This window comes from Paracoccus albicereus (assembly GCF_024359525.1).
Taxonomy (GTDB): domain Bacteria; phylum Pseudomonadota; class Alphaproteobacteria; order Rhodobacterales; family Rhodobacteraceae; genus Paracoccus; species Paracoccus albicereus.
In genome coordinates, this window is sequence record NZ_JAKZEU010000001.1 from 1 (window position 1) to 12930 (window position 12930).

Genomic DNA, 12930 nt, shown 5'->3' on the forward strand with positions numbered 1-12930 from the left:
AAGCTGCGCTTCGCCATCCGCGAAGGCGGCCGCACCGTGGGTGCCGGTGTGGTCGCGAAGATCCTGAAGTGATCTGACGCACGCGGGAGCGATCCCGCGTCGCCAAAGGCGAAAGGCCCGTCCCGAAGGGGCGGGCCTTGTCGTAGAGACATCCAGAAAAGCAGAGGAACGAGATGGCCAAATATATCCATTCGATGTTCCGCGTGATGGACGAGGCGCGTTCAGTCGATTTCTACAAACGGGTCTTCGACATGACGGTCGCGGACAGGCTGGACTTCGCCGATTTCACGCTCATCTACCTGTCGAACGGCGAAAGCGGCACAGAGCTTGAACTGACGGTGAACAAGGGCCGCACCGAACCTTACGATCTGGGCGACGGTTACGGCCACGTCGCCTTTTCGGTCGACGACGTCGATGCGCTGCATGCGCGGTTGGAACGTGACGGATTTGCCCCGCGCAAGCTGGTCGACTTCGCCCCCGACGGCGGCGAACGGATCGCCCGCTTCTTCTTCATCGCCGATCCGGACGGATACCAGATCGAGGTTCTTCAACGCGGTGGCCGCTTCCTGTGATTGCGCGTTCAGGCCATCGGAACCGGAAGGTGGGCCTGACGGGTTGGGTCTGACCTGACCGCGAGGAGCCAAGCGATGAAGATCACCCGCCAATCCGACCGCAAGACCGAGAAGGCCCCTGCCGAGTACTTCACGGGCGACGTCGGGATAACCCCACTTTTCAGCACTGACCAACCGGGCCGTACCGTCGGCGCCAGCGTCACTTTCCAACCCCGGGCGCGGACCAATTGGCACAGCCATCCCTTTGGCCAAACTTTGATTGTCACGGACGGTGCGGGACGCGTGCAGCGTGAGGGCGGAGAGATCGAGACCCTCACGATCGGCGACGTCATCACATTTCCTGCCGGCGAGCGTCACTGGCATGGGCCACGCGAGATAGCGCAATGACCCATATCGCCATTCAGGAAAGCGATGGCGGCAAGACCGCCGACTGGGCCGAACCTGTCACTGACGAGGATTACGACGGGCGGTAAGAACGGCCGCTGGGAACGGCTGCTGACGGCTTCTGTCATCGGCCTCTGCGCATGCTGGGTCAGTCCACACTCAGTTGCGGGAGCCAGTCGATGAAGACGTATCATGGATCATGCTTCTGCGGCACCGTCGCGTTTGAAGCTGCAGGATCTTGCAGAGGGGACGATGCGCTGCAACTGCCGGTTCTGTCGCAAGATGCGCTACTGGGAAATGCGGCTACCCGATCCGGAGGGCTTCACGCTGATCCGTGGCGCAGACTCCTTGGCCGAGACTCCGCGCCAGCAGGACGATGGCGTCGTTATGCATCACTACTTCTGCGCGCGATGTGGCACACGGCTTTGGACTAGCGGCAATATCCCAGAAATGGATGGACGCTTCGTTCAGGTCGTTGTCTCGGCGCTCGATGACATCAGCGAGGCCGAGCTAATCGCCGCGCCGATCCATTACGCTGATGGTGCACATGACGATTGGTGGAATCCGGCGCCGGAAACCCGGCACCTTTAAACCGAGCGGCGTCCCGCGCGCCGGCAACGGGCAGATTGCGTCCCAAAAGCAAGCGTGCTGCCTGTCAAACGCGCACAATCGCCGGTTGCCGGGCACAAGAGACTGGCACGATTTCACGTGGGTGTTACTCTGAAGATCATGCCGCGGTGCGTGCGCCCGGCGCCCCAGTGAAACAGGGAGATCGCGAAATGAGCGACACCACAGAACGCATGGGCGGCCCAAGCCGGAAAATGACGCTGACGACCAAGATCCTGATCGGCATGGTAGCCGGTCTGATCGTTGGCGTACTTGCGAATACGATCAATTCGGGCTTCGTGAACGATTACGTCATCAACGGGCTGTTCCACATGATCGGAACTGCCTTCGTCAACGCGCTGAAGATGCTGGTCGTGCCGCTGGTCGTCTTCTCGCTGCTGACCGGCGTTTTCGGGATCAGCGATGTCCGGCTACTGGGTCGGGTCGGCGGGAAGGCCTTCGGTCTGTACATCGCGACCACGGCCATCGCCATCGCGGTGGCGATCACCATCGCCCTGGTCGTGGGCCCGGGCGTAGGCTTCAACATGGAAGGCGTCGATACGTCCGGTGTGACCGCGGCAGAGGCGCCGAGCGTCTGGATGGTCTTTGCCAACATCGTGCCGACCAACCCGGTGGCCGCGCTGGCGAGCGGCGAAATGCTGCAGATCATCTTCTATGTCATCGTCATCGGCATTGCCGGTCTGATGTTGGGCGACGCTTCCGCGCCCTTCGTGAAGGCCTGCGAATACATGAACGACCTGATGATGAAGGTCGTGGAGATCGTGATGGCCTTTGCGCCGATCGGCGTCTTCTGCCTGATCGCGCGGGTTTTCGCGCAGCAGGGGATCGACCTGTTCATCCCGGTGCTGGCCTACGTCGCCACGCTGACGGGTGCACTTTTCCTGCACCTCTTCGTGACGCTGATGCTGATGCTGAAGATGCTGACCGGCCTGAACCCGTTCACCTTCATGCAGAAGATCCGCCCGGCGCAGATCTTCGCCTTCTCGACGGCCAGCTCGAACGCCACGATCCCGGTCACCTATCGGTCCGTTACCGAACGGATGGGCGTGGACAATTCGATCGCATCGTTCTCGGTCCCGTTCGGCGCCACGATCAACATGGACGGCACAGCGATCATGCAGGGCGTGGCGACCGTGTTCCTGGCCAATGTCTACGGCATCGACTTAGGACTGGGCGGATACCTGACGGTGATCGCGATGGCCGTTCTCGCCTCGATCGGAACGGCGGGTGTGCCGGGTGTCGGATTGGTGATGCTGACAATGGTGCTGACTCAGGTCGGTCTGCCGATCGAGGGCATCGCGTTGATCCTAGGCGTCGACCGGCTGATGGACATGATCCGCACCGCGGTCAACATCACCGGCGATGCGGTGGTCACGACGATCGTCGCCAAGTCCGAGGGCAAGATCGATCTGTCGATCTACAACGATCCCGAGGCCGGCATGCTGGACGAGGATCTCAGCATCGATCCGGCGGCCGAGGGGCGGCTGGCGGGGATCGCCACGCAGCACGGCTGAGCGGCCGTCGAAACGAATAAGGCCCGCCCTCTAAACGGGGCGGGCCTTTCGGTTTCGGAAACGACCGGTTCAGCGACCGTCTTGGGCAGCCGCGTTGACGCCGCCTTCAGCGATCTTGGTCATGTGGCGGTCGCCTTCCCAAGTGTTGTCCAGACATTCCTGAAGCTGGGCACCATCTTCGTTCATGCCGAGACGGTTGGCGAAGGTGCGAACGCAGCCGTATCCCGCGATCGCATAGTGCGCCATGCGCTGATACTGGGTGATGATCGCGGCATCCTGCGCGTCTTCGTCTGCGAATTCCGTTTCCAGCGCATGCTTGCGCGCTTCCTGCACGACGCCTTCCATGCCGCGGCAATGCTCGCCGGTCGGATCGATATCGTGGGACGCGCAGATCGACGCCAGCACGTCCATTCCCCGGGCGATGCCTTCGTTGCCGGCGATCAGTGCCTCGGACAGTTCCTTCGACTTCGCCGCACGACCCAGATCGGTCACGACGGGCATCGACTGCTTGCAGGCGCTGTAGAGGTCGCGCAGCTGGTCCAGATACAGGTCTTTGAGGTTCTTGACGGCCATATTGAGGCTCCTTCCGTTTCAGGTTCGCAGGTCAACGCAAGGGGTGGGCGGGTGTTCCTTTGCGATATGTTGGCAGCCGCTTGACTTGGCCGACGCGCACCGGCAACCAGTCCACAGCCCCGTACATGCGTGAGTCTTTCGATGTTCCGCTGGTTCGAACGCCGGCTCGATCCCTATCCGATGGATGTTCCCGGTATGCCGCCGCGCGGCTTCTGGGCTTTTCTGCTGCACTATTCGCACGGCGCGGTGCGCTGGCTGATCCTGCTAGCCATCGGGTCGAGCCTGATCGCGGTCGTCGAGGTGGCCCTTTTCGGTTATCTCGGCGATCTGGTGAACCGGCTTTCCGATACGCCGCGCGACCAGTTCTGGCAGGAGGAGGGGACGCGCCTGATTGCGATGGGCGCGCTGCTGCTGATCGTCTTTCCCCTGCTGAACGCGCTGACCAGCATGGTGATGCACCAAACGCTTCTCGGCAACTTTCCGCAGCGCGTCCGCTGGCAGGCACACCGTTATCTGCTGCGCCAGTCGGTCGGCTATTTTCAGGACGAGTTCGCCGGGCGCATTGCCCAGCGGCTGATGCAGACGGCGCTGGCCGTGCGCGAAGTGGCGATGAAGATGATGGACGTTGCCTCTTACGTTCTGGTCTATTTCCTCGGCGCGCTGGTCCTTGCGGCAAGCCAGGATTGGCGGCTTGCCCTGCCCTTCGCGGCGTGGGGCATCGCCTATGCGGTGATGCTGTGGCAGATCGTTCCGCGACTTGGACGCGTATCACAGGCGCAGGCCGATGCGCGCAGCGCAATGACCGGCCAGATCGTCGACAGCTATACCAACATCGCGACGGTCAAGCTGTTCTCTCACTCCGACCGGGAAGAGGCCTGGGTTCGCCGCGGCATGGACCGTTTCCTGCAGACGGTGCACGGGCAGATGCGTCTGTCGGCGTTGCAGGACATCCTGCTGACGGTGATCAACGTCGCCCTGACGGCGGCGGTGACGGCAGTCGGCCTGATGTTGTGGACCCGCGGGGCGATCAGTGTCGGGGCGGTCGCGGTGGCGGTCCCGCTGGCGATGCGGCTGAACAACATGTCGCACTGGATCATGTGGGAATTCGCCGCCCTGTTCGAGAACGTAGGAACGGTGCGTGACGGGATCAATTCGCTCGCCCTGCCCCGCGCGGTGCGCGACGATCCGGCGGCGCTTCCTCTTGTCACGAAAGAAGGCGCTGTTCGCTTCGAAGGCGTCACATTCCGCTACGGCGCCCAGATCGCCGACCGTCCGATGCCGGTTCTGGACGATCTGAACCTGTCGATCGCACCAGGCGAACGGATCGGTCTGGTCGGTCGCTCCGGTGCGGGAAAATCCACGCTGCTGAACCTGCTGCTACGCTTCCATGATCTGGAGGGTGGCCGCATCCTGATCGACGGACAGGACATCGCCCAAGTGACGCAGGAAAGTCTTCGGGCTGCGATCGGCGTGGTCACGCAAGACACGTCGCTGCTGCACCGCTCGATCCGCGACAACATCACCTATGGTCGCCCCGGCGCGAGCGATGACGAGGTGATGGCGGCGGCGCGTCTGGCCGAAGCCCAGGACTTCATCCCGATCCTGTCGGACAGTCAGGGCAGGCGCGGGCTGGATGCCCATGTCGGAGAGCGCGGCGTCAAATTGTCCGGCGGTCAACGCCAGCGGATCGCCATCGCGCGCGTCGCCCTGAAGGATGCGCCGATCTTGGTGCTGGACGAGGCGACAAGCGCCCTGGACAGCGAGGTCGAGGCGGCGATCCAGTCGCGGCTGGACATGTTGATGCAGGGCAAGACCGTGATCGCGATCGCGCACCGGCTTTCCACCATCGCCGCGATGGACCGGCTGGTCGTGATGGAGGCGGGCAAGATCGTCGAAGAAGGCAGTCACGCCGAACTGCTGGCGCAAGGCGGGATCTACGCGCGCCTCTGGCAGCGTCAGTCCGGCGGCTTCATCGGCGTTGACGAAGAACAGACCGGCCCGTCGGCCAGCGCGGCGGAGTGACCGCCGCGCCGTTCGGGCAGCTCAGTTCTCGCGCTGGCGCTGTTCCATGAACTGGTCGAACTCGGCCTTGTCCTTGGCTTCGCGAAGCTTCTCGAGAAACGCGACGAAATCGCGGTGCTCGTCTTCAAGCCGCTTCAGCGTCTCGGACCGGTAGGCGTCGAACGCGGTGTTGCCGGTCGAAGTCATCGAATAGCGGTTGCGGCGGGTGCGCGTGCTGCAGGACATCATGCGGTTGCTCCAGATCATGTAGCCAAGAATGGCGAGGCCGACAGGCCAGAAGGCGACGAAGCCAAGGATCATCGCCACGATCCAGGCGGGTCGGCCGCGATCGTCGAGCCAGTCCCGAGCGGCGGTCAACGCGCCCGAGAGCCGTCCCTGCGCCCGCTGACCGCGATCCATCGGCCAGGTCTGCGTCATGCTTTGCATCGAACTCTCCATGTTAATGTTAATCACATTTACATAGATGGGAGACGATTGCTGGCGTTCAAGCCATGCTAGCGAAAATTCGGATCAGCGGCCCAGAACGCCCAGTCCGCGCAGGTAGATCAGCACGCCGCTTTCCAGCATCTCGCCCGCAGAGACGGCGCTGCGACCGCCGGGTTTGCCGCGCATGAACAGTTCCACCACGCCGTGGCTCAATGCGAAGACATGGTTGGCGACCATCCGTGCTGGTGGACGCTGATCGGTAGGGATTCCTCTGAACATCGCTTCCGAACCCTGCAACATGATGCCCATAGCCCTGTCCGCGGCCCGGCTGAGCTCGGAATGGCCGGTGATCGACAGGCCAGATTCGAACATCGCCATGTACTGGCCTGGTCTGTCGCGCGCGAAGTCCAGATAGGCCTCACCCATCCGGGTGAAGGCCGCCAGCGGATTGGGCCTGCCCTCGTCGAAGGCAGCTTCCAACCGGTCGCCGAAATCCAGAAAGCCCTGATATGCGACTTCTTCCAGAAGATCGTCGCGACCCTTGAAATGGCGGTAGGGCGCCGCCGCCGACACGCCAGCGCGACGTGCGGCCTCGGTCAGCGTGAAGGCTTGCGGTCCCATCTCGGCGATCAGGTCGGCGGTCGCATCCACCAGGGCCTGTTTCAGATTGCCGTGGTGATAGCCCCTGCGTTCGGCCACAGGCGTGGCCCTCACATGCCTTCGCCGAAATAATCGGCGACCAGCGCCTGAAGCGCATCGGCCAGTTCGCTAGCCTGACGGCCCGAGGTGGTGACGGTGATTTCGCTGCCAATCGGCGCGGCCAACATCAGTAATCCCATGATCGAGTCGCCCGAGACCTGGATGCCGTCCTTCTCGACCGAAGCCTCGGCGTCGAACTGCTCGACCTTCTCGACGAACTTCGCGCTCGCGCGGGCGTGAAGCCCTTTCACGTTCACGATCTCCAGCGTGCGGGTGATCCCGCTCATGAAGCGGCCTTGCCGCCGGCCGACAGGATCGCGGGCACTTCATAGGAGTTGATGTATTTCCGGCCAGCTTCCTTCGCGTAAGCGATGGCATCGGCCAGCGGCAGCTTGCGCGACTTTGCCAGCTTGACGAGCATCGGAAGGTTCGCGCCGTAAAGGATCACACGATCGCGCATCATGCAGGCGGGGATCGACAGGTTCGAGGGTGAGCCACCGAAGATGTCGGTCACGACGACAACGCCCTCGCCCTGATCCACCTCATCGGCGGCGTCGCGGATCTCTGCCTGTTTCAGACTTCGGTCATGGATGTCCTCGATCGCGACGGCACGGATTCCCGGCTGCGGTCCCACCACATGCTCGACGGCAGAAAGATATTCCCGCGCCAGGCCCCCATGTGCCACGATGACAATTCCGATCAAATCGTCCTACCAAGATCAGTCAAGCGCGCCCTCACCGCTCCTGCGTTCCCGATCGTTGATCGGGGACGGGAACCGGCGCCGCGGCGCGGCGTTCAAGTTCTCTGTGCCTTTTTGACACCGGCCATCCGGCATTCGCAAGCGCGTCTGCCATGTTTTCAGCCAAAGTAACGGAACGGTGCTGCCCGCCAGTGCAGCCAAACCCGATGGAAAGGTGCGTCTTTCCCTCTTCGATATGGGCCGGAAGGACGAACAGGACAAGGTCGCGCACGCGCTGGAAGAATTCGTCATATCGCGGGTCGGCGGTCACGAAACGGCGCACCGATGCGTCGCGACCGTCCAGCGCACGAAGGTCTGCCTGCCAATGCGGATTGGACAGGAACCGACAGTCAAACATCAGGTCCAGACCACGCGGGACCCCCCGCTTGTAGGAAAAGGAATGGATCGAAACGCTGAGGCGCCCACCGGTGCGCATGTCGAAAAGGCGCGCCAGTTCGGCCTTCAGATCGTGCGGGGAAAGATCGGTTGTATCCAGCAGGACATCGGCTCGGGCGCGGATCGGCTCCAAGAGATCGATCTCGGCGAGAACACCGGCCATGGGCGCGCCGTCCGGCGTCAAAGGATGACGGCGCCGTGTCTCGTTATAGCGACGGACCAGCGTGTCGGGCGCGCAATCGAGGTACAGAACCTCGGGGTGAAAATCCGGATCACGGGTCAGACGATCGATCAGTTCGATCACGTTCGACGCCGAGAAGTCGCGGTTACGCACATCCAGCCCGAGGGCCAGCGGCGCGGGGCGGCCCGGCCCGTCCAGAAGGCGCGGGATCAGCGACAGCGGCAGGTTGTCGATCGCCTCAAACCCCAGATCCTCAAGGACGTCGATCGCGGTCGAGCGCCCTGCCCCCGACGGCCCGGTCACCAAGACGAGACGCTGCACCACGTTATCGACCCGCCCGGTGACGCTTGGTGTCTGGATTCCGTCTTCGGCCATCTCCGCATCGCTCATTGTCATGCATGGCGTCCCGCAAGCACGTATTGCCGCAGCGCAACATGAAGATGCGGAGCGTTGGCCCCCAGCACAAGTGGCACCGCCAAACCCAGAAATTCAGTGTGGCGCATTGGCGGCAGACGCTGATCTTCAGTCCGGTCGAGATCGACGGCAAGGACGACCCGCGCCGGACCCGACGCGTGCGCGTTCAGAATCCCGAAGCCCCGCGCCTCGATCTGGCCTCGGATGGCCTCGGGCGCCTCGGCCCAAAGATCGCAGTCGTCACGACGCAGGATCGTCCGGTCGTCGCTGATCAGGTCGGCTCCGATCGCCATCAGCGATAGCGCAAGCGACGACTTCCCCGTGCCCGGGGCGCCAGTAATCAGGACGCCACGAGCCCCGAACGTGACCGAAGAACCATGGATCAGCATTTCGCCCGAATCATTTTCGTCGTCTCAATCCGTGACGGACACTGATCGACGGCGCCAAGCCGACGCTGCGTCACCGTGGTTGCGATAACATCGGGTGTTTTCGCTAACAGCGCCACCCGGCCGTCTTTTCGCCTTTGATTCGCGTGGTATAGCGACTGCACCGACCTCTACCGGACTGCCATAAAACTTTCATCAAGGAGCCTTCGTTCGATGACAACCCGTGTGAATCCCAAGCGCAAACTCGAGGATCAAGGCATCACCGGACTGGGCAACGTCTATTACAACCTTCTTGAACCAGCCCTGATGAATGAGGCCGTCTCGCGCGGCGAAGGTCGCCTAGGTCTGGGTGGAACGATGCTGGTCGAGACCGGCAAGCATGTCGGACGCTCGCCCAAGGACAAGTTCGTGGTCCGCACGCCCGAGGTCGAGGACTCGATCTGGTGGGAAAACAACCCGCCGATGAGCCCGGGGCATTTCGATGTGCTTCATCAGGACATGCTGGCCCACATGCAGGGCAAGGATTACTTCGTTCAGGACCTGTTTGCCGGTGCCGATCCCGAACTGCGTCTCAACGTTCGCGTGGTGAACGAACTCGCCTGGCACGGCTTGTTCATCCGTCACATGCTGCGCCGCCCCGAGGCAGAGGAACTGGCGACGTTCTCGCCCGAATTCACGATCATCAACTGCCCCACCTTCAAGGCCGACCCGTCGCGTCACGGCTGCCGGTCCGAGACGGTGATCGCGCTGAACTTCCAGAAGAAGCTGATCCTGATCGCGAACTCGGCCTATGCGGGCGAGAACAAGAAGTCCGTGTTCACGCTGATGAACTATCTGCTGCCCGAAAAGGGCGTGATGCCGATGCATTGCAGCGCCAACCACGCGACCGGCGACCCCGAGGATTCGGCGATCTTCTTCGGCCTCTCGGGCACCGGCAAGACGACGCTGTCAGCCGATCCCTCGCGCACGCTTCTGGGCGATGACGAACACGGCTGGTCGGATCGCGGCATCTTCAACTTCGAAGGCGGTTGCTACGCCAAGACCATCAAGCTGTCGCCCGAAGCCGAGCCCGAAATCTATGCCACGACCTCGCATTTCGGCACCGTGATCGAGAACATGGTCTATGACCCCGACACGCTGGAACTGGATTTCGACGACGCCTCGCTGACCGAGAACATGCGCTGCGCCTATCCGCTGGACCAGATCCGCAACGCCTCGACGACCAGCGTCGCGGGCCAGCCCAAAAATGTCGTGATGCTGACGTGCGACGCCTACGGCGTTCTGCCCCCCATCGCGCGGCTGTCGCCCGCGCAGGCGATGTATCACTTCCTGTCCGGATTCACCGCGAAGACTCCGGGAACGGAGATCGGCATCGTCGATCCGATCCCGACCTTCTCGACCTGCTTTGGCGCGCCGTTCATGCCGCGTCGTCCGGAAGTCTATGGCAAACTGCTGCAACAGAAGATCCGTGACAGCGGCGCGACCTGCTGGCTGGTCAATACCGGCTGGACCGGAGGCGCATTCGGCACCGGCTCGCGGATGCCGATCCAGGCAACCCGCGCGCTGCTGAGCGCGGCATTGAACGGCTCGCTGAACGATGTCGAATTCCGCCGCGATCCGAATTTCGGCTTCGAGGTTCCGGTCAGCGTGCCGAACGTCTCGGACGTGCTGCTGGACCCGCGCCGGACGTGGGAAGATGGCGCAGCCTATGACCGTCAGGCGCAGAAGCTGGTGCAGATGTTCAGCGACAATTTCGAGCAATATCTGCCCGGCATCGACGAGGATGTGCGCGCCGCCGCCATCGGTTGAAGCCGCCGGCAGACATGGGAAAGGCCGCGCTCTTGGGCGCGGCCTTTCGCGTTTTGCCTGTCGCGATCAGCCGATCGTGCCGCCACCCTGTTTGGTGATCGCCACGACCGACGGCCGGGTCGGCATCGCGTCGTCGAAATCGGGCCAGCGCGTCGACAGATCCTCGTAATAGGACGGACGGCCAAAGCCCTCCCAGTCGTCGCCACCATCGGCGGGATGCTGGACCGCGACAAAGAACGTGGTCATGTCGGGCGTCGGGCATGGGCCGCACATCTCTGCCCCGACCGGTACGCGGTAGAACAGCCGCGAGGTGCCGCGCGCGGCGCCTTCGATGTCCATCGCCCACAGACCGTCGGTCCGGCCGGTGCCCGAAGGCGAGTTGCCGTCGGTGGAGATCCACAGCCGCCCCTGCGCATCGACCGCGCAATTGTCGGGCATCCCGAACCAGCCGTTTTCCGTCGTCTCGGTCGAGAAGGTCGCCCCCACCTCGGCCACGCTCGGATCACCGCACTGGACAAGGACTTCCCACGTCCCGCTCGTCGCGGTGAAATCGCCGCCCTCTTCCGCGATCTCGATGATGTGGCCGAACGCGTTGTCGACGCGCGGGTTGGCGGCGTTGGCCTCTTCCCGGCGAGTGTTGTTGGTCAGCATGACATAGGCGCGGCCGGTTTCCGGGTTGGGCTGGATATCCTCGGGCCGGTCCATCGGGGTCGCTTCCAGCAGGTCGGCCGCGCGGCGCGTCTCGATCAGCACATCGGCCTGGCTGTCGAACCCGTTCTCGGCGGTCAGCGGGCCCTCCCCATGAGTCAGTGGCATCCATTCGACGCTGCCATCCTCGGCGAATTTCGCAACGTAGAGAGTGCCGTCGTCCAGCAGATCCATATTCGCGGCGCGGTCATCAGGATTGTAGGTGCCGCTGGTGACGAACTTGTAGACGTAGTCGAACCGCTCATCATCGCCGAGGTAGAACACGACGCGTCCGTCAGGGGCGACGACGCTTTCGGCACCCTCGTGCTTGAAGCGGCCAAGAGCGGTGCGCTTTTTCGGGGTCGAAGTCGGGTCCATCGCATCGACCTCGACCACCCAGCCGAAGCGGTTTGGCTCATTGGGCACCTTCGAGATGTCGAAACGGTCGTGGAAGCGGCCCCATTGATAGCTTTCGTCCGGCACGCCGACGCGCTCATAGTTCGCGGCCTCGCGGCTGTCTTCCGGCAGGGTGCCCATGAAGTAGCCGTGGAAGTTTTCCTCGGCCATGATGTAGGTGCCCCAGGGCGTGACGCCGCCGGCGCAGTTGTTGATCGTGCCAAGCACCTTGGTGCCGGTCGCATCGGCGTTGGTCTTCAGGCGATCGCTGCCCGCCGCCGGGCCGGTCAATTCCATCTCGGTCGTCGCAGTGATGCGGCGGTTCATCGCACCATCCAGCACCGGCTGCCACTTGCCGTCCGCCTTGCGGATCTCGACGATGGTGCCGCCATGCGCCGCCATCTCGATCGCGACACGCTCCTTGGTCGCATCGGCCACGACGATCTCGTCGCCCTCGATGGTGACGATCCCGGGGAACATCAGGTGTTCGTTGGTGTATTCGTGGTTCACGACCAGCAGGCCGTGATCGTCGGCGCCGTCCAGCGGGATGAAGCCCACGAAATCGTTGTTGTAACCGAACTGACGTTCCTGCGCGGCCGCCGACTGGTTCGCGGGATCGAAGTCCGGCGCATCTGCAAAGATCTTGTCACCCCAACGCAGCAGCACGTCGGCGTCATAGCCTTCGGCGACATGGTGGTCGGCATCGACGCCCGCCGTCACTTCGGGGAAGTTGAAGGCCGAGCCGGCAACCTGAGCCGCGGCGCGATCGGCGGCGAGGATCGCCATCGGGCTGACCGTCGCGCTGATCGCGGTCGCCGCCATCGAGCCCTTCAGGAACCCCCGGCGGGAAAAGCGGGCGGCGATGATCTCGCCCATCGTACGGTTGGCGGTGGGGTTCAGGCCGGGGCCGTCGGCCTCTTCGAGCTTGCTGGTCCGGAAGACATTACGGGTGGATTGATCGTTCATCGGCTGGCTCCTTGGCTCGCGCGCCGCTTGGCGCGGTCGAGCCACCGGTTAGGCCAGATGCGTGACGACACGGTGACGCCGGGATGACGGCAGCGTGACAATCACGTCCGCCACACATCCCTGACCGATCGTTGCCGGT

At 63.2% G+C, this 12930-nt stretch carries 14 protein-coding genes and 1 pseudogene; 7 read left to right on the forward strand and 8 right to left on the reverse strand.

Going from position 1 to position 12930, the window contains the following annotated elements:
- The 5 genes and pseudogenes from MLD63_RS00005 to MLD63_RS00025 all read left to right on the forward strand — a co-directional run.
- Window positions 1-72, forward strand: a 72-nt coding sequence (locus MLD63_RS00005) for an EF-Tu C-terminal domain-related protein (RefSeq protein WP_255328456.1), incomplete at its 5' end; no start/stop codon positions are given.
- A gap of 101 nt (window positions 73-173) precedes the next feature.
- Window positions 174-572, forward strand: coding sequence for a VOC family protein (locus MLD63_RS00010; protein WP_255327792.1), 399 nt, complete (start codon window positions 174-176; stop codon window positions 570-572).
- Between the two features lie 75 nt (window positions 573-647).
- A pseudogene (locus MLD63_RS00015) lies at window positions 648-1045 on the forward strand ((R)-mandelonitrile lyase).
- A gap of 103 nt (window positions 1046-1148) precedes the next feature.
- Window positions 1149-1547, forward strand: a complete 399-nt coding sequence (locus MLD63_RS00020) for a GFA family protein (RefSeq protein ID WP_255327793.1) — start codon at window positions 1149-1151, stop codon at window positions 1545-1547.
- A gap of 188 nt (window positions 1548-1735) precedes the next feature.
- Complete coding sequence (locus MLD63_RS00025) at window positions 1736-3097, forward strand: dicarboxylate/amino acid:cation symporter (protein WP_255327794.1); 1362 nt, start codon at window positions 1736-1738, stop codon at window positions 3095-3097.
- Between the two features lie 69 nt (window positions 3098-3166).
- Here MLD63_RS00025 and MLD63_RS00030 read toward each other — a convergent pair whose 3' ends face one another.
- Window positions 3167-3670 carry a DUF892 family protein gene (locus tag MLD63_RS00030; protein WP_255327795.1) on the reverse strand — a complete coding sequence of 168 codons (504 nt, stop codon included), beginning with the start codon at window positions 3668-3670 and terminating at the stop codon, window positions 3167-3169.
- 141 nt (window positions 3671-3811) lie between these two features.
- Here MLD63_RS00030 and MLD63_RS00035 point away from each other — a divergent pair, with 141 nt between their 5' ends.
- Window positions 3812-5692, forward strand: a complete 1881-nt coding sequence (locus tag MLD63_RS00035) for an ABC transporter ATP-binding protein (protein ID WP_255328457.1) — start codon at window positions 3812-3814, stop codon at window positions 5690-5692.
- Window positions 5693-5713: 21 nt separating this feature from the next.
- Here MLD63_RS00035 and MLD63_RS00040 read toward each other — a convergent pair whose 3' ends face one another.
- From MLD63_RS00040 to MLD63_RS00065, 6 genes are all read right to left on the reverse strand, one after another.
- Window positions 5714-6109: a DUF2852 domain-containing protein gene (locus MLD63_RS00040; RefSeq protein ID WP_439957611.1), complete on the reverse strand. Its 396-nt coding sequence runs from the start codon at window positions 6107-6109 to the stop codon at window positions 5714-5716.
- Between the two features lie 93 nt (window positions 6110-6202).
- On the reverse strand, window positions 6203-6817 hold the full coding sequence (locus tag MLD63_RS00045; protein ID WP_255327796.1) for a TetR/AcrR family transcriptional regulator: 615 nt from the start codon (window positions 6815-6817) through the stop codon (window positions 6203-6205).
- An 11-nt stretch (window positions 6818-6828) separates the two neighbouring features.
- A complete protein-coding gene (locus MLD63_RS00050; RefSeq protein ID WP_255327797.1) occupies window positions 6829-7104 on the reverse strand; it encodes an HPr family phosphocarrier protein in 276 nt (91 codons plus the stop codon).
- Complete coding sequence (locus MLD63_RS00055) at window positions 7101-7520, reverse strand: PTS sugar transporter subunit IIA (RefSeq protein WP_255327798.1); 420 nt, start codon at window positions 7518-7520, stop codon at window positions 7101-7103. The genes MLD63_RS00050 and MLD63_RS00055 overlap by 4 nt, the downstream gene beginning before the upstream one ends.
- A gap of 31 nt (window positions 7521-7551) precedes the next feature.
- Window positions 7552-8508: an RNase adapter RapZ gene (gene rapZ, locus MLD63_RS00060; RefSeq protein WP_255328459.1), complete on the reverse strand. Its 957-nt coding sequence runs from the start codon at window positions 8506-8508 to the stop codon at window positions 7552-7554.
- Window positions 8509-8525: 17 nt separating this feature from the next.
- Window positions 8526-8936 (reverse strand): HPr kinase/phosphorylase, encoded by a 411-nt coding sequence (locus MLD63_RS00065; protein WP_255327799.1) that lies wholly within the window; start codon window positions 8934-8936, stop codon window positions 8526-8528.
- Between the two features lie 210 nt (window positions 8937-9146).
- Between MLD63_RS00065 and MLD63_RS00070 the strand changes: the two genes are divergently transcribed.
- Window positions 9147-10742, forward strand: coding sequence for a phosphoenolpyruvate carboxykinase (locus tag MLD63_RS00070; protein ID WP_255327800.1), 1596 nt, complete (start codon window positions 9147-9149; stop codon window positions 10740-10742).
- 66 nt (window positions 10743-10808) lie between these two features.
- On the opposite strand, the gene MLD63_RS00075 is transcribed toward MLD63_RS00070, so the two are convergent.
- Window positions 10809-12791, reverse strand: a complete 1983-nt coding sequence (locus MLD63_RS00075) for a PhoX family protein (protein WP_255327801.1) — start codon at window positions 12789-12791, stop codon at window positions 10809-10811.
- Window positions 12792-12930: the final 139 nt, after the last annotated feature.